The 18,570-nt window shown below is 33.5% G+C and carries 15 protein-coding genes; 1 reads left to right on the top strand and 14 read right to left on the bottom strand.

What is annotated here, in order from left to right; all coding sequences use genetic code 11:
• Nucleotides 1-400 precede the first annotated feature (400 nt).
• From DF185_RS17625 to DF185_RS17565, 13 genes are all read right to left on the bottom strand, one after another.
• On the bottom strand, nucleotides 401-1,408 hold the full coding sequence (locus DF185_RS17625; RefSeq protein ID WP_110362083.1) for an aldose epimerase family protein: 1,008 nt from the start codon (nucleotides 1,406-1,408) through the stop codon (nucleotides 401-403).
• Between the two features lie 25 nt (nucleotides 1,409-1,433).
• Complete coding sequence (galE, locus tag DF185_RS17620; RefSeq protein ID WP_110362082.1) at nucleotides 1,434-2,450, bottom strand: UDP-glucose 4-epimerase GalE; 1,017 nt, start codon at nucleotides 2,448-2,450, stop codon at nucleotides 1,434-1,436.
• A gap of 82 nt (nucleotides 2,451-2,532) precedes the next feature.
• Nucleotides 2,533-4,194, bottom strand: a complete 1,662-nt coding sequence (locus DF185_RS17615; RefSeq protein WP_110362081.1) for a sodium/sugar symporter — start codon at nucleotides 4,192-4,194, stop codon at nucleotides 2,533-2,535.
• A 90-nt stretch (nucleotides 4,195-4,284) separates the two neighbouring features.
• A complete protein-coding gene (locus DF185_RS17610) occupies nucleotides 4,285-5,331 on the bottom strand; it encodes a UDP-glucose--hexose-1-phosphate uridylyltransferase (RefSeq protein ID WP_110362080.1) in 1,047 nt (348 codons plus the stop codon).
• A 17-nt stretch (nucleotides 5,332-5,348) separates the two neighbouring features.
• Nucleotides 5,349-6,512 carry a galactokinase gene (locus DF185_RS17605; protein WP_110362079.1) on the bottom strand — a complete coding sequence of 388 codons (1,164 nt, stop codon included), beginning with the start codon at nucleotides 6,510-6,512 and terminating at the stop codon, nucleotides 5,349-5,351.
• A 126-nt stretch (nucleotides 6,513-6,638) separates the two neighbouring features.
• Entirely contained in the window at nucleotides 6,639-7,652 is a 1,014-nt protein-coding gene (locus DF185_RS17600) for a GntR family transcriptional regulator (protein ID WP_110362078.1), read from the bottom strand.
• Between the two features lie 89 nt (nucleotides 7,653-7,741).
• Complete coding sequence (locus DF185_RS17595; protein WP_110362077.1) at nucleotides 7,742-8,650, bottom strand: substrate import-associated zinc metallohydrolase lipoprotein; 909 nt, start codon at nucleotides 8,648-8,650, stop codon at nucleotides 7,742-7,744.
• A 2-nt stretch (nucleotides 8,651-8,652) separates the two neighbouring features.
• Nucleotides 8,653-10,074, bottom strand: coding sequence for a RagB/SusD family nutrient uptake outer membrane protein (locus tag DF185_RS17590; RefSeq protein WP_110362076.1), 1,422 nt, complete (start codon nucleotides 10,072-10,074; stop codon nucleotides 8,653-8,655).
• A 21-nt stretch (nucleotides 10,075-10,095) separates the two neighbouring features.
• Entirely contained in the window at nucleotides 10,096-13,725 is a 3,630-nt protein-coding gene (locus DF185_RS17585) for a SusC/RagA family TonB-linked outer membrane protein (protein WP_110362075.1), read from the bottom strand.
• Between the two features lie 123 nt (nucleotides 13,726-13,848).
• A complete protein-coding gene (locus DF185_RS17580; protein WP_165836063.1) occupies nucleotides 13,849-15,009 on the bottom strand; it encodes a FecR family protein in 1,161 nt (386 codons plus the stop codon).
• A gap of 98 nt (nucleotides 15,010-15,107) precedes the next feature.
• Complete coding sequence (locus tag DF185_RS17575; protein WP_165836062.1) at nucleotides 15,108-15,596, bottom strand: RNA polymerase sigma-70 factor; 489 nt, start codon at nucleotides 15,594-15,596, stop codon at nucleotides 15,108-15,110.
• 219 nt (nucleotides 15,597-15,815) lie between these two features.
• On the bottom strand, nucleotides 15,816-16,988 hold the full coding sequence (locus DF185_RS17570) for a C1 family peptidase (RefSeq protein ID WP_110362072.1): 1,173 nt from the start codon (nucleotides 16,986-16,988) through the stop codon (nucleotides 15,816-15,818).
• A 30-nt stretch (nucleotides 16,989-17,018) separates the two neighbouring features.
• Complete coding sequence (locus DF185_RS17565) at nucleotides 17,019-17,372, bottom strand: MmcQ/YjbR family DNA-binding protein (RefSeq protein WP_110362071.1); 354 nt, start codon at nucleotides 17,370-17,372, stop codon at nucleotides 17,019-17,021.
• A 431-nt stretch (nucleotides 17,373-17,803) separates the two neighbouring features.
• Here DF185_RS17565 and DF185_RS17560 point away from each other — a divergent pair, with 431 nt between their 5' ends.
• The gene (locus tag DF185_RS17560) at nucleotides 17,804-18,205 is read left to right on the top strand and encodes a response regulator (RefSeq protein ID WP_110362070.1); all 402 of its coding nucleotides are present in this window, start codon (nucleotides 17,804-17,806) and stop codon (nucleotides 18,203-18,205) included.
• Here DF185_RS17560 and DF185_RS17555 read toward each other — a convergent pair.
• The gene (locus DF185_RS17555) at nucleotides 18,202-18,567 is read right to left on the bottom strand and encodes a YraN family protein (protein WP_110362069.1); all 366 of its coding nucleotides are present in this window, start codon (nucleotides 18,565-18,567) and stop codon (nucleotides 18,202-18,204) included. The two genes, DF185_RS17560 and DF185_RS17555, sit on opposite strands and share 4 nt — an antisense overlap.
• Nucleotides 18,568-18,570: the final 3 nt, after the last annotated feature.

Here is an 18,570-nt window from a genome sequence, read left to right as displayed (position 1 = left end):
TAAGATTGAAAATCAAAGCTAAATTGATCAAATTCAAAACTAAAGGATTGATTGTCGATGATAAACCCATCAAATTCAAACTTCAAGGCTTGAAAATCAATATTAAACTCATGCTATTTTCCAAAAAAGGCATGAATTTCAATCTTCTACCCATTAAAAACTCAAAAACACCCCTTCCTAAATCAAAAAATTATAGTTAATCTATTAATCCTCAAAATCAGTAAATAAAAAAACACCAAACAGAGATTAAATGAATGTAAACCACTCTGTTTGATGTTTTAATCATCCTTTTATTAAAGGAAATTAGCCTGTTACACTATTTATTTATTGAGTTTTAATTGTACAATGTCGTTAAACAATACAACTACTTTTTATTTTCGATTCGTTTTTAAATTATTCTTTAGCAAAACTTATAAATACAAACATGCTTGTATTTCTCGTCTGGCTTTAAAATTGCATTCGGAAAATGCTCATAATTGGGAGAATTTGGAAAAATCTGCGTTTCCATTGCAATACCTGCACACTGCACAATTGGTGCACCTTTTTTACCTATATCCGAGCCATCGAAATGTGCAGCAGTATAAATTTGAATACCAGGCTGATCGGTATACACTTCCATTTTTCGCCCCGATTCAGGATCTGAAAGTACTCCTGCCAATTTTACCGTTCCATCGAAATCATCCAATACAAAATTGTGATCAATACCATCAAACATCCTGATCTGTTCATGATCTGTTTCGCATGCTGATTCTATTGTTTTTTCAATTGTAAAATCGAATGGCGTATCCTTTACCGAAGCAATCTCTCCTGAAGTAGTCCCCAAACCCGCAGATATAGGTGTATAATTTGAAGCATTTAATTGCAATTCATGATTCATTGCCGATCCATTACCTGCACCATTCAAATTAAAATAAGCATGACTTGTTAAATTAATAACTGTTGGTTTTGATGTTTCAGCCTCATATTCAATAACAAATTGATTATCACCAGTCAATCCATATATTACTGAAACCTCCAATTTTCCTGGATAATTCTGATCGCCATCTTCACTAATTAGGCTTAATTGATAGGCCTGTACATATCTATCAAGATCAACAGCACTTACGTTCCAATTTCTTTGATTGAATCCATCCACACCACCATGTAAATGGTTGGTTTCGTTATTGCAATCCAACTGAAATTTTTCTCCCTCAATTTCAAATTCGCCATTTACAATGCGGTTGGCATAACGACCACAAAGGGCGCCAAAATACGCATCGCCATTAAGGGTTTCCTCAATGGTATCGTACCCCACCACAACATCGGCAACATTGCCTTTTGCATCAGGAACTTTAATTGAAATGATTTGACCGCCACGAGCAATAAAATCAATCTCTATACTTTTATTTTTGAGTGTATAAACCTGCATGATTATCTTTTAATATTGCGAAAGCTTACAATGTTTTCTGCCAATTCCAGGCCGAAAGCAAAGTTTCATCAAGACTTTTTTCCGATTGCCATCCCAACTCTCTATTAGAATATGAAGTATCTGCATAAATCTGCTCAATATCTCCAGCTCTTCTTCCAACTATTTTATGAGGAACTTTCTCACCTGTTGATCTTTCGAATGATTCTATAATTTCAAGTACAGAAACACCAGATCCTGTTCCAACATTAAAATATTCGTAGTTCGATGTATTCTTATCTTGCAACAAACGCTCAATGGCTACCACATGTGCTTTAGCCAAATCTACCACATTAATGTAATCTCTTATGCACGATCCGTCAGTTGTGTTGTAATCATTTCCGAAAACACTAAGTTCTGGGCGAATGCCTGCCACTGTTTGTGTTAAGAAAGGAATAAGGTTATTAGGAACACCCAATGGCAATTCACCAATTTTTGAACTAGGGTGAGCTCCAATTGGATTAAAATATCTTAGAGCAATTCCCTTCAGTTCAGGATGAGCTTTTGTTGTATCTCGAATAATATCTTCACAAATTGATTTGGTATTTCCATAAGGAGATTCGGCCTCTTTTCGTGGAGTCGATTCAGTTACGGGCAGTTTATCAGGTTGTCCATAAACGGTGCATGATGATGAGAAAACCAAATTTGGTATATTGTTCTCTTTCATCGCTTCCAAAATATTCATCAACGAATTTAAGTTGTTGCGATAATACAGCAAAGGTTTTTCAACCGATTCTCCTACAGCTTTTGATGCTGCAAAGTGAATAATGGCATCAATTCCTGTATGCTTTTTAAAGAACTCATTGCATTCACACTCTACACTTAAATCGATTTTTTCGAACAATGGTCGAATGCCTGAGATGACTTCGATTCCATCCAAAACTTCAATCTTTGAATTTGAGAGATTATCAGCAATTACAACTTCGAATCCACTATTTTGCAATTCTACAACAGTGTGAGAACCTATATAACCAGTTCCTCCAGTAACTATAACCTTTTTTTTCATCCTTATAGTTCAATACTTTACAACAATGACACACTTATATTAGCAAAAGTGTGTCATCACAATATTTTGTTTTATTTTTTCTCTACCAGAAGATTGCGTACAATGCAACCAATAAAATACAGATGGTATAAGCAACAATATTAAATACCTTGCCTGTTGCAAATGTTTTTCTGCTAATCTCTATCCCTTTCTCATCATCAGCTCCTTTGTTCTGTAGGTAGCTAACCAACATGATAACCAATGCCGAAAGAACTGCTGTATATCCCATTTGATCCATAAATGGAACATTAACAAATATAGATTCAAGACTTGTACCAGCTACCCATCCATTAGGAGCCACTTTAAAATACATGGCAATTGGAATAGATGCCAACACCCCTGCAATAGCACCTTTATTTGTTGATTTTTTCCAGAATAATCCCAACATAAATACGGCCAGAATACCCGGACTAACTACTCCTGTGTATTCCTGAATAAATTGGAAAGCCTGATCTAAACCTGCCAATTGAGGAGCAATACATCCTGCAATTAATAATGCAACTGCAGCAGAAATTCTACCAGTATTTACCGTTTGTTTATCACTTGCATTAGGATTAAAATACGGTTTGTAAATGTCCATTGTAAAAATGGTTGATGTAGAATTCAGCATAGATGCTAATGACGATACTATAGCCGCTGCCAATGCTGCAAACGCCACACCTTTTAATCCTGTTGGCAAGAACTGTAACAACCATGGATATGCTTTATCAGCAGATTCCATTGTAGGAACATTATTTTGAGCAGCATCTCCTAAAGATGTCATAATTGTTCCATCGTTCACCATTACATATGCAGCAATTCCAGGTATTACAACAATCAAAGGAATGATTAACTTCAAGAATCCAGCAAATACAATCCCTCGTTGAGATTCTTGCAATGACTTAGCTGCTAAAGTTCTTTGAATGATATACTGGTTAAATCCCCAATAATAAAGGTTAGCAACCCACATTCCACCAACAATTACTCCAAGCCCCGGAAGATTTTTGTATTGATCGTGTGCCTTATCTAAAATCATATGAAAGCTATCTGGAGCTGCTTCGTAGATGTGCTTAAACCCTGCAAGTACACCTTCTCCTCCTGAAACAGTATCTAATGCAAGGTAAGTAGTTACCAACCCACCTAAAATCAAGAAAACAACTTGAATTACATCGGTCCATGCTACAGCAGATAAACCACCATATAATGAATAACTAGCAGCAAACAAAGCCAATCCTAATACACCGTAAATCATTGGTATACCCATAATGGTTTCAAGAGCCAAAGCTCCCAAGTACAAGACAGAGGTAAGATTTACAAAGACGTACAATGCAATCCAGAAAACAGCCAATATGGTTTTTAGGTTTTTTGAATAACGCTTCTCTACAAATTCTGGAATTGTATACAGTCCTTTCTCAATGAAAATTGGTAGGAAGTATTTACCAACAATTATCAAAGTTAAAGCAGCCATCCACTCATAAGAAGCAATTGCCAACCCAATTGCAAAACCAGATCCTGACATACCGATAAATTGCTCGGCAGATATATTAGCAGCGATCAAGGAAGCGCCAATTGCCCACCAAGGCAAAGATTTTGATGCCAAAAAATAATCATCTGCATTTTTTTGATGTCCTTCTTTATCGCGCGACACCCATAAACCTACTCCCACGATTACAATACCGTAAACGATAAAAATCACATAATCGAGAAAAGAAAATGTATTAGCCATTGTATTTGATTTTAGTTGAGATTAAGGTTTTATTAGAAGTTGAAGCTAGAAATATGAATAATCTACTTCCCATCCATTTCACCTTTATTATTACCTCAATTTATAATGTGTTATTGATAGTTCTCTCAATCTCTTTGCTGCGCCTTCGGCAGTAATATCACGTTGTGGCGTACCAAGCATTTCATATCCTACCATGAATTTTTTAACACTAGCCGAGCGTAACAAAGGTGGATAGAAATGCATGTGTAAATGCCACTCAGGATGTTCTTCTCCATCAGTTGGAGCTTGATGCAATCCTGCCGAATATGCAAACGACACTTCAAACAAGTTGTCATACATAATCGTTAATTTCTTATAAACATCAGCCAAATCTGTTTTCTCCTCATCTGTCAGTTCCAGTAGACTTGATACTGCTCTTTTGCTAATAATCATCGTTTCGAAAGGCCAAACTGCCCAAAACGGTACTAAAGCTACAAAAGAATTATTCTCAACCAAAATTCTTTCCTTTTTCTCTAATTCCGATTTTAGATAATCCGACAACATAGTTCTATCATGTTTTTCGAAATAAGCCAATTGATTTTCAGATTCTTTTGAAGTTTCTAGAGGCACCAATTTAGAAGCCCAAATTTGCCCGTGAGGATGTGGATTAGAACATCCCATAATAGAACCTTTGTTCTCAAATATCTGCACATAGCCAATATCCTCTCTATCTCCTAATTCCTGGTATTCCTTGCACCAAAGGTCAACTACTTTACGGATATTTTCCACCTTCATTTCAGGAACCGTTAAACTATGGTTTGGGCTAAAGCAAATTACTTTACAAATTCCAGATTCACTTTCTGCTTTAAACAAATCACCATCAGAGAATTCTCCTTCAGGAGTATCTTGTAACAAGGCGCTAAAATCATTCTGAAATGAATAAACGTCCTCATAATTTGGATTTTTTTCTCCTCCCACTCTTTCGTTAGTCGGACACAAATAGCATTGTGGATCATGTTCAGGTCTTTTCTCCTCAACTACTTTCTCAACCTGACCTTGCCATGGTCTTTTCGACCTGTGAGGTGATACCAATATCCACTCACCTGTTAAAGGATTATATCTGCGATGTGGATTTTCAATGTAATCAAATTTCGTCATCTGAAATACTTTCTAGATTATTCTATTCTTTTTCCTCCGTCACCAATTTCAGCAACATAAAACTCTCCAACAATACCGGTTTTTTCAGTATATTCCTTACCTACCTTCTCGATAAAGTCTTCTACATATTCATCTTTTACAAGACTAACTGTAGAACCTCCAAAACCTCCACCAGTCATTCTGGAACCAATTGTTCCTTCAATTTTTCTGGCTGCATCAACCATAGTGTCCAATTCATGGCCTGTAACTTCGTAATCATCACGAAGAGAATCATGAGAACCATTCATTAACTGTCCGAACTCTTTTAAGTTTCCTTTTTTAAGTTCTACTACAGCTTTCTGTGTTCTTTCAATTTCATTAATAACATGACGTGCTCTTCTTCTAATCACATCATCATCTATAAGGTTTTTCAATGAGTTGAATTCTGCCGGGCACAATTCACCCAGATTAGCAATCATTTTGGAGGGAGAGATTGCTTTTACTGCTGCCCGACATTCAGCAACTCTTTCATTGTATTTTCCTTCATCTAAACTATGAGGACTATTGGTGTTTCCAATAACTATTTTAGCACCTTCTAAATTTACAGGTACCAATTCGTATTCAAGATTATCACAATTCAAATATATGGCATGATCTTTTTGTCCCATTCCTGAAGCAAATTGATCCATTATACCACACATTACACCAGCAAATTCATGTTCAGCTTTTTGACTGTATTTTACTATACTCAACTGATCTTTACCAAAATTATACTCCTCGTTAATTGCAACTCCTGTAACAACCTCTAAAGAAGCTGATGATGATAAGCCAGCTCCATTTGGAACATTTCCCCAGAATAATACATCAGCACCGCAGTCAGGAATTAATCCATCTTTTTTGAATTGAGCAATTACACCAAGAACATAATTAGCCCAATTTCCTTTTTCTAATGGATTATTTATTTCCTCAAGTAATAATTTGTAGGTTTTATCCTGATTTAAAGATCTAAGTTGGATATAATTATTGTCTGTTTTCCTAATCAAACAATAGGTTCCAAATGACAATGCACATGGAAAAACAAATCCTCCGTTATAATCTGTATGTTCTCCAATTAAATTTACACGACCCGGAGAAAAATACACATGACAAACACCTTGCCCATACAATTTTTCAAACTCAGCCTTTAATTCTTTAACTTGCATATTATTTTCTTACTGGTTGGTACTGGTAGGCAAATTTAAATCTTTTTTATATAAATACAAACGATCTAAAAAAATTAAAGCTCTAATTCTTTAGAATCAGAGCTTCACAACTTGTTTAATTATTTTTTACAAGGAATTTCTTTTTATCAACTTAGACTGATTTTCTATCAACTCATTTTTAGAATTAATAACCATATCAGCCAACAACCTTCCCATTTCTTTAAAATCAGTACTAATTGTAGTAATGCCATCAGCAACGACTTCCTTTAATGGCGTATCATTATACGAAATTATACCTATGTCCGAACCTATTTTTAATTTCTCAGACTTTGCTTCCTTTACAAGTGTCACCAAATCATTATCGCTAGGAACTATATAAACCTCACCTTTTGTAATTTCATGACTTTCTAGAGTTTCAATTACTTCAAATTCCCACTTATCCTGATAATGAGTAGAAAACTTTTTAAAGCCTTTCAATTGTCCAATTGGTTCTTTTCCTCCAGGATAAACAAAATAGATTTTTTTATATTTTTCCAACAGGTTTAGTCCAGATTCTAACGCATTAAATACATCCTTTTCAAAATTTTGATAAATCGCAGGGTAATGTTTTTTTAACGCAGCATTAGTTTGATCAAGAATATAAACTTCATTTTCAGGCAGCTGTTGTAATACATTGTATGCATCATTAAACTTTGCAGGCATAACTATATAAGAAGTATACTTGCCATTATTGTTATCAATTAACTCTTTAAAAACTTTACGGTTAAAATGATGAAAATAAATATCAACATTTGCCTTATCGTTCAAATTCTCAATAAATGAATTGTATAATATCTCCTTGAATACATTAAATTCTTCGAAGAGTAGAAATATATTCTTCTTAAATCGAGTTGAGGTACTTGCCAAGTAGTAACCCTTGCCAGGAACTGAAGATATTACTCCCCGAATTTTTAACTCATTATATGCAACAAGAACAGTATCTCTGGATAAACCAAATTCTTTACAAATTGCATTAATCGAAGGTATCCGATCCCCAACATTTACAAGTCCTTTATCAATAGATTGTAGTAAAGAGTTGATTAGCTGTTTGTATTTCGGAATGCCCGAATCAGTAGTTACATTAAATATTTTAGAAGGCATCTTAATTGTATTTATTTGCATGCGTATAAATACAAAGGTAACAATTTCCCAACTGATACGAACCAGTATGGTAGATGAAAGATTCTATATTAATTCTTGTAAGCTGACATTCTACTTTGAATCGTATCTCTAAGCACATCAATATTAATACTAAACTCCTCTGAATAAAACTTCCTGATCAAATCCAACTTTCTTCTGATTAATTCCTTCCCCATATTTAGTTCCTCACAAGTATTAGGGTCAGAAAAATCCTCACAATTCCAATCTTTTAGGTAAGTTGAATTAAAATATACAGTATCCTGAATAAAAAAATGAGATGTAAGTTGAGCAAAGTCTTCAAATTGATTTTTTGTACCATAAGCACTCACCATCCCTCTCTTAATCGCATCTGATAAAGACACACCATTTCGCCAACCTTCCCCTATATATCCTGTGGGTGATACATTATTGTACCCAATGGGCACCCCTTTTTTTTGGCGAACAATATGGGAAAATTCATGATGCATAGTTATCAATTGATTTTCTAACCAAATTCGATCATCCAAATCAAAAGCATTTAAGTTTATTAAACTAACTCTGGCACCACTTTCGGCATAACCCAACATTCTTTCCCCTTCACTTTCATAGATATATGATCCTATATATACCAACTCTTTCGGCATATATTCCTCAATGAATATTTTTGAGTCTTCAGATAATACAAGAAAAGGTTTTATCCATAGCTCCTCTATCAATTTAGTTACTGGAATAACCAAATCTTCCTTAATTGGATCTGCAGTCTGATCTTTATTCAAAAATCGTTGATCCCACTCCCATCTTATTGCAGTTCCATATCTGTTAAGAATATTCTCCCTTATGTAAATATCATTTGGATGGTTAGACAATTCTACGTCCGGGGCTTTATATTCGACATCTGTTGATTTATTGCATGCTGTAATAAAAATTGCTATTACAATACCAGTTAAAAAAAATCCAATATTAAAGTTCCTGTATATCATCTCTATCTTGGGTTAGGTAATAAACCATTTATTATAGCAGATTGTGGAATTTGTATTGCTGTCCTTATATCATTTGGAATAAGTTGAAAGGTATTATTCTGAATGTCTACATGAGTAATCGAAAGTTCAAATCTTTTAATATCAATCCACCTTAATCCCTCATCTAAAAACTCTTTTCTTCTTTCATCCAATAAAAAAAGTTTCATGGCATTTTTTGTATCTGACAGAGAATAATGTTCTTTTATTTTATTCAAATCCAGTCTACCTCCATTCAAATATCTTTTTGCCGCAAGAGTATGATAATCATTTAATGCAAGTTCATATTCTCCTTGCATAACGTAACATTCCATTCTACTCAATAGCACCTCTTCCCCTTTCAATTCGCTCTGAATAAAATATGGAAAACCAGTATTGGAAGTTGTATAACGGAATAGTTCATGATATTTAGGGGCGACAATAGCTCCAGTACTATAATTCCACCTCTGATCCCTAACATCAAATTCATTTTGAATATTATTATTAAAAAGGCTATTGAAAATCTTTTTATCACTCCTATAGCCATAATTAGCTCTGGCATAAAACGATTCTTTTCGTATTGCAATTAAATTGGATTTTTCTTTTACATCTGAATTTTTAGCCGCCATTTCATCAAAAGTAGTCCCTTGGTAAATTTTAAATAAATCCCTCACATAAGCATTGGGTTCATCACCAAGAACCAAATTACAGTACTTTAAACTATTTGAGTAATCTTTTTTATAGAGATAGAATCGTGCAGCAAAGGCGTACGCTGCTTTTCTTGTGAAGTGATATTTTTTGGATCCAATAAAATAATCATCCTTTAATAAAGAGAGTCCAGTAATTAAATCTCTTTCAATTTTATCGTAAACATCTTTTACCGACCCTCTTGAGTAGTTTTTAAACAATTCATCCTCTACTACTTCCACGTAAGGAATACCAAGATCATCTTGTGATGTTTCCTCTTTATAATGTTTAGAAAAAACATTCACCAATATAAAATGATTATAAGCTCTCGATATTAATGCTTCACCTCTCACAACCGCTCTAAAATCATCATCACCTGAAACTTTATTAATAACAGCCAAAGCCTCGTTACAATGAGCGATCGCATAATATGAATTTTCCCAAAAATAAGTAGTAGACTCCTGAGCTTCATAAGAATCCATTGAACTCCATTGAAAAGCTTCTGTCATATGATCTCTTTGGGTATTATCTGGAATGGCAGACACATTATCTGTCATCCATTCGATAAAAAGATATGTACTTTCATTATACGAATTAGCAACTAACTTGGCAACATCTTTAACGGTTTTCAGCTCCTTTCTGTCATCAGGATTTTCATCAAGATAAGAATCACAAGAAATTGAAAGTACAGTTATGAGTAATATGCCAAAAATTCTATTCATGAAAGAGCTAGCAGTTTAAACTTAGAAGGCTAAGTTAACAGAAAAACTGTAAGTTCTGGACATAGGAAGTGAAATTCCTCCTGACTGAAAAAACTCAGGATCAACTCCATTTAACTTTTTATCCGAATAAAGTAAGGCAATATTATAAGCCTGTAATTTTAAACTAGCCGAACTCAAATTCATTGAATTTAGCCAAGTTTGTGGCAATTTATATACTATTCCAATATTTTTAAGTCTAACAAAACTTCCATCTGCAACACGAGCCGTACTTTTATTATAAAGTTGATATGGATTTAATCCTGCATCATTTAATTCTTCGGATTTCCATCGAGTTAATATAACTGGAATATTGGTTCTATTCTCATCGCCTGCTTTTTTCCATCGATTCTTTAGTCCACCTGGAAGGCTTGAATAATCATCATAGCTATTACTAAATGCATCTTCAAGTCTAATTTTATTTCCAAATCGATAATTTAAACCAATTGATAGAGTCCAATTTTTGTAATGAAAAATGTTTTCCAAACCACCAAAACCTTTAGGTGTTGTAGGTCCCTCATATTTCAGATACTTTAAGATATCTAATCTCTTCTGTAAATTAAGCTTTTGAATTATTTTACCATTTGGTCCATAAAACTGAGGAACTCCGTTTCCGTCTAATCCTGCAAATGGTATCGAAAATAAACTATTTGAAGAGTAACCTTCAAGATTGGTTCCCAACGACTGAATTGCATCTGCAATTCTAGGTTCATCAAAGTATTTAGTAACTTTATCCTTGGCATAACTAAAAGTAAAACGCGTATCCCAATTGAAATATTTTGTTTTTACATTTTGAGTGCTAAGTGTAAACTCAATTCCACTAATTTTCATTTCGCCAACATTACCATACTTCTTTCTTATTCCACCAATACCACTTGTTGTAACAAAACCAAGTAAATCTTTAGATCTTCTTCTGAAATACTCGATATCAGTATAAAATCTTCCATTAAACACTTCCAATTCTAGACCTAAATTTAATTCATATAACTTTTCCCAAGTAAGATCTTTATTGGCCAACTCGTCTATATACAATACATCTTCTCCATCTTGATCATTTGGTCTCAAAGGTTCTCCTGATTTTAAAATTAAAGAGGGACTCGCCCCAATTCCATTATCTCCAGATAATCCGTAAGTTGCCTTTAACTTTAAACGATCCACAAAGCTTATTGAATTCATAAAGTTTTCGCCATGAATATTCCAAGCTCCACTAACATTCCATGTGGGCAAATATCTTGAATCACTATTTTTCCCTTGTCTATTGTCTCCATCGTATCTAAAAGTAGAGTTCAGAATGTATTTCCCCTTGTAAGAGTATGCTCCAGTTAAAAATACTCCCGCAAACCTATATTTTTCTTTTCTCTTATAATAATCTGTTTGATCACGAAATTTTAGATATTTTGCAACCATTGGATTAGTATTGCTAACTCCTCCTTTATCGTATAAATAACCCCAAATTTCGTTATGAGTCTCTTTTCTATTTGTATATTTTATTTCCTGCCCGAACAAAAGATTGAAAATATGATTCTGATCTGATTTCAGGTTCCAATCAATTATATTTCTGATAAAATAACTTGTCAATGAATTCTTTGTGGTATTGTAAAATCCTCCCTGATCTAAAACCGTATATGGCTCTTTTTCTGGATGATCTGGATCATCAAAAAGAAAATTATTCCTATTAACAAAGAGAGGGTCATCTGCTCTATATGCTTCGGCATGATTAGAAGTTTCATGGATCTTTTGCTCTCGTAAGGTATTTACCCAACGCCCTTGAAAAGTAGATCTAAATCTCAATTTAGAAGAAATTGCAAACTGCAGCTCTCCCTGAAATAAAAGGTCATCCACATCCACATTCACATAATTGTGATCTAGCTCATACAAAATATTAAATGGAGCATAATTTCTTCTAAAATATTCTAAGCTACCATTATCATTAAATGGCCTAATGCTTCTGCTAGTATACAATGCGTAGTTATATGGGTTGACATCAAAATTACGCTCATAAAGCCCGTCAATTGGTTCAAATTTTCTATCTTTTGATCCTGGTAATTTCTGATCTCTTATATTACCTGAAGCTTTAAATCCTAACTTCAAGCGTTTCGACACATCAAAATCCCCTTTTACCAATGCTGTATAGTTCTTAACATTATCAGCAACAGTTTGTCCTTCATCATTGTAATGTCCAAGAGAAGAATAAAATCTTGCTTTATCCGATCCACCTGAGATACTAAAAGAATGCTGTTGCGATAAAGAATTGCGAAACAAAACATCGAACCAATCTGTATTTGAATTGGCATACTTTGATAAGAATTGATAATTCAAACTGCCATCGGGTCCCCAACTCACATTATTGCTAGCAATCTCATAAAACATTTTGCTCATGGCTCCATGATTTGCTGCTGATGATGCTTTCGCAATATCAATCCATCCCTTATCATATAACTCTTCATAAACTTCCATTTCCTCATCAGAAGATAATATATCAAATTGTGAGTAATTGGGCTTCTGTCTTATAATGGCACTTCCTGAATAAGTAACTTTTAATTTTCCTGTTTTTCCTTTTTTGGTGGTAATAACAATTACTCCATTCATTGCTTTTGCACCATACAAAGCTGTGGCCGAGGCATCTTTCAATATCTGAAATGATTCAATATCATCAGGATTTAAACCAACAACACCAGAACTCAAAACGGTGGAAAGATTGCCTGAGGTTAAATCATTATTGGTTAACTCAATAATGTCTTCCTGAACTACACCATCAACTACCCAAAGAGGTTTGTTACTACCATTAATGGATGCTTTCCCTCTAATCCGAACGATTGGAGATATTCCAAAAGTTCCCGAAATATTATCGACTTGAACTCCTGAAATATGACCTTGCAATGACCTACTAACATCAGCAATACCGCTTAAGGCAATATCAATTTGATTTAGCTTATTGGCAGATCCAGTAAATAAATTTCTGTCAATCTTTTGAAATCCCGTTGTCACCAAAACCTCTCTTAACTTTTCATCAGTTGGAAACAACTCAACATCTATTTTTTCCAAATCACCAACACTCACTTCTTTGGTTTTCATTCCTATAAACGAAAACACTAATATTAAATCAGGGTCTTTGGATGTAACAAAGGAATAATTACCATTAATGTCGGTTGAAGTGCCAAAATATGTTCCTTTTATCCGAACAGATACTCCTGGCAGAATCATTCCTTTATTATCAGTAACATTCCCATAAAGCTTTTTTACTTTTTGAATCGCTTCATTGAGTTTTGGGTCGGGAATTTTAATGTGAGGATCAGGTTTTATAATAATTACCTTATCACGAATTTCGTAGGTCAAGCCAGAGTCGAGTAAACATTCTTTAAGAATTTCCTTTACACTTTTAGGAATACCAGAAAGATTAATATTGCGAATTTTCTTAATATCATCAACATTATACAAAAATGTATAATTTGTCTTTTCTTTGATCTCGGACATAACCTCGATCAAACTTGAATCTTTCATTCGCAACTCTAACCTTTCCTCTTGTGGTAATGCTTTAGATTTATGTCCAAAACACACAAATAGAAAGAAGAAAAACAGGAGTCTTATTGCAAAAAACTCTTTTCTTTTCTGCATAAACCTCTAATTCCGATTTTTTTTAATATTTTTGAGTTGTGATTTGGTTAGTATTACACTTTTTAGTGAAAAAAGTGTTTATTGGCTTTAACCGGGATTTGTAGCAGCAAATCTCGGTTTTTTTTACACTTCTTCAACCAAAAGGTTTCTGTCCTTTATTGTGAATTTCACTTTTTGTGTAATCTCAATCAACTCTAATATTTGATCGATATTATCGTATCTAGTCAGATCTCCTGAAAATCTTAATTTTTTAACAGATTCGTTTATAAAAGACACCTCCACATTGTACCATCTTGAAAGTCTTGTCATTATATCTTCCAAACTCTCATTTTCAAAAACAAATCTACCATCTTTCCAAGCAGTATAAATTTCAGTATCAACTATCTGCTTTATCGTTTTTCCCGTCGATTCATTAAAACGATATTGTTCGTTTGGCAACAATTTCACCTTGTTTCCAAACAAAGTATCACTAACTTCGACTTTGCCTTCAACTAAAGTAGTTACAATTTCATTTAAATCAGAGTAGGCATTTACATTAAATGATGTACCAAGTACTCTAACCTGTGCTTTATTCACGTCGACAACAAATGGATGAACAGAATCTTTAGCAACTTCAAAGAAGGCTTCCCCTTTAAGCTCAACTTTTCTTATCCCCGATCCAAATTCTGATGGAAACCGTAGTTTCGAATTGGAATTAAGCCAGATTCTGGTTCCATCCATTAGTGTCAACTTATATTCACCTCCCAAGGGAATAATAATTGTATTGTAGGTTAATTGTGATTTGGTAATATTTGATTTTTTCTGATAAATTAACTCCTGAGTTTTATTTGAGATAAATACTGCGCCATCTTTAATTGTAACTTCTTCATCCAGTTCATATCTTTCACCATCACTTGTAATCAATATAGCCTGTTGTTTTCCAGGGTTAATAACATTTGAAACGTTATTATCCAGTAAATTTGAAAAAAAGAGAGTAGAACCTATTGCCAAAATAAGTACTGCAGCAATTTTTAGAAAGTTCATATTTAACTTTCTAACTTTATCTTTTTTAATTTTATCCTGAATTTTACCCCAATTTGCACTTTTGTTGGATTTCTCCAATCTTGATTCTCGATCCAGATATTGCTTCTGGGGATCCATAGAAAGCTTTTGGAACAGAATTGCATTTTTTTTATTGGCTTGCTTCCATTCCTCCAGGTACTGATATTCTTCTTCTGTTAATCGATTCTCCAATCGTTTAACGATTAAATCAGCAATTTTAAATCCTGAATTTAAATCCTTCATCTTCATTTTTACGTTTACATGTACTATAACAGCTTTTCTCAAAAAAAGGGTGACAAACACTTTAAATTTTGTCACCATTGAATTCTTAAAATATGTTTTCACAAAAACATCAACATTGTAAATAAATCTTTTAAATTCTCTTTTAGAAACTTACTTGCTCTTTGTTTTTGAGTTTTCACTGTGTTTATAGAAATATTTAGGTCCTCTGCAATTTCTGCATTTTTAAGTCCCCTCAAACTTAATAAGTAAATAGCTCTCGCCGATTCAGGGAGTTTTCCAACAGTATCAGCAATGATTCTATTCACTTCCTCTTCAATAACATTGTTTAAAAAATAATCCTCACACAAAACATCAGTTTTCGTCTGAGCCTCATAATTTCTTTCAACTTTCTGATGATCTAGATAGTTTAAGCAAGAATTACGAACTGTTTTATATAAAAAAGCTTTAAGTGGTGCCTCATGGTAAAAGGACGATTTTTTTTCCCAAACCTTTATAAAACTCTCTTGGACTAGATCCTCAACAACCTCACTGTTGGTCACATATTTCTGACCAAATAAAAACAATGCTTCATAATACTTATCGTACAAACTCTTGAAAGCAGATTGGCTTCCACTCCTGAATTTCTCGATGGATATGTTGGCAGTTGTTGGCATAGGATTTATTTACAAATGGACAGACAATATTATAAAATAATTTCTGATTTCAATAATTGCATATTTTGGATATAGATAAATCAATTAAATAGCAAGTTGTACAATGAAAAAAGGGTGTCTAAAACAGACACCCTTTTAACAATTTGAAATCTCTTACAAATTTAATTTTTTCTTTAAACACTTTGGCAAGGCATCTTTATGCACCATAATAGCAACTGTTTTTAATTTAACGTATGCTTCACTCATATTCAAGTATCCACCAAATTTATTACTATCGTCAGCCCAAGAATTTTTAGTCTTATAGTAAATCGTTCCATTTTGATCCTTTACAATACCTGTTAAATGCATTAAATGATCATCAGTTGTCTGGAAGTTATCAAAAGTTTTCTGACGCAATTCTTGCGTTACTTTAGGCTCATTGGTATTTTCTTTATTTTTTTCTGTTTTATTTGCAACACCATCTTCCCATTTTGCAATTTCTGAGTTACTCATATCCGTTTCTTTAACAGCAGGCAAAACAGCATATCCTTTTCTATGAGAAAAGCCTTTTTCGCTCACATCACCATCCCAACAAACAGAGTATCCGTTTTCTATTGCATGATTCATAACCTCCATCAATTCGGATATTGGTACATTATAGTATAAATCACCTGACCAATTATCTGGAATCTCAAGATTAATTTTCGAATAAAAAGGATGGTGATTGTAAGATGTAAGCTCTACATAATCCGAAGGATTAAATCCCATTTCTTTGGCAAATTCTTGCGGAGTATACATTTTTCCATCATACTCGAAAGATTCTGGTAGTTTTCCCATATAAGTATCCAAAACCCCATTTACTGTTGCAAACCAAACCGGTGTAATTTTTTTATTAGGATTCTTAACAATTTCATCTAACATGGCCTTTGTTGATTTCACCATTTCTCTATGAATATGAAAATCTCCTTCATATTGATTGCCAGAATAGATGGATTCCGGCACAAATCCGTGAGTTTTTACAACATTAACTACATCATGAGCTTGTCCACCCTCACTAAAATTACCTTTTCCATGCAACCTAAAATATCGCTTAGCTTTTTTTGAATAAGCTTCACGCACAATATACATTTCAGATAAATCCATTTCGGGAGCTCCCATTCTTAATAATTCCGTTTCAATAAAAGAAGTCGTTGCAAAACTCCAACAAGTACCTGTACTTTGTTGATTTTTAACTGGTGTTGTTTTTACTTCTGTAACAGTAGTAAATTTCTTTTCTTCTTGTTGTTCTTGTGCATTTGTCACATGCAAACCGATAACCAACAATAGAGTAAGGAGTAATTTGTTCATTTGTTTGTGTTTAAGTTTAAAGGTATATTTTTACAAATTTTCTAATTCCAACTGTTTCTTTTTCGGCATTTTCTCAACGACCAATCTATATGATTTATCAATCCATTCTTTTAATAAATCATCCGATACACTTCCATCTATCATTATAGTATTCCAATATCTTTTATTCATATGATAGCCTGGTAGAACCGCAGCATATCTTTCTCTTAATTCAATTGCCAAATCCTCTTCACACTTTACATTCATGCTCAATTCTTTATTGATATTCGTAAGCAAGAACATTTTATCTAAAACCTTAAATACCAAAGTCTCTTCATCAAAAGGGAAACTCTCTGTTACTGCTTTTTTCGATAGGCAATACAGTCTTAGCTCTTCAATATTCATAATGTAATCGTTTATAAAAACTTTGCAAATTAAGATCCAAATATAAAGAGTTTCAAAGATATCTTTAATTCTAATCTAAAATTATAAAGGCAAAATTTACTCTCATAATAGTTAGTTACTTTCTAATTTGTAAAATATTTTTTCCAATTCTCTCAATTTTGATAAAACGATAACATTTGGATACAAAGAAATGATAATTGTTCATCAACATAAACCAAAGTTCCACACAAGCCCTCCTCATATAAACATTATGATTTATTAAATCTTGTTTAAGAATTAATTTACTACGCCACACACACTCCCAATCTACTGAGCTATACCACATACGACTACAAATACGAGTAAGAGCTCTTAAAATGATTTTTTTTATAACTAGTCTTGTTTTCGTATATTTATAACATCAAAAACGCTTTTTAAAAGTAGATTTAATCATGAATCAAGTAAGCTACACTCAAAAATATAACTGGAAGGACAAGAGAATTCTCATTGTTGAAGACGAGGAAATTAACAACATGTTCTTTGATGCCGCACTAAGTCGAACCGAATCAGAATTGCTTTGGGCAAAAAATGGCAAAGAGGCTGTTGACATCGTTGAAGTTACTGATGATGTTGATGTTATTTTAATGGATATTCGCTTACCAATAATGGATGGTTGCGAAGCAACTAGAAGAATTAAAAAACGTCATAGTGAAATTCCTATTATCGCTCAAACTGCTTATGCATTGGAAGGTGATCGTGAACGAATTTTAGATGCAGGATGTGATGATTATCTGGCAAAACCAATTCGTTTTGAAGAGTTACTAGCAACAATTGACAAATATCTTACTGACTAATCTACTGGCGCAATAAATGCATCTTCGATGTGTTCTATTACGTAATTCTCTCCTTTTTTAATTACGCTAACAACGTCAAATCTGACTTCTTGTTTAATTTCTTTTAAATCTACATATGCCTGTGTAGCTTTTACCAGAAATTTAATTTTCGATAAAGTAATGGCATCCGCTGGATGTTCAAAATAATCTGTCGATCGGGATTTTACTTCCACAACAATCAAAAAATCATCTTTTAAGGCAACAACATCAAGCTCTTTTTTTTGGTAAAGCCAATTCCTATCAAGAATCTGGTAACCTAATCCCATTAAGTGTTTTACAGCCAAATCTTCTCCCAATTTGCCTAAATCGTTGTGCTTTGCCATTAT

Origin of the sequence: Marinifilum breve (assembly GCF_003202155.1) — a bacterium.
GTDB lineage: Bacteria > Bacteroidota > Bacteroidia > Bacteroidales > Marinifilaceae > Marinifilum > Marinifilum breve.
Note: the sequence above shows the minus strand (reverse complement) of the source record. Positions and strands in the feature narration are given on the sequence as shown.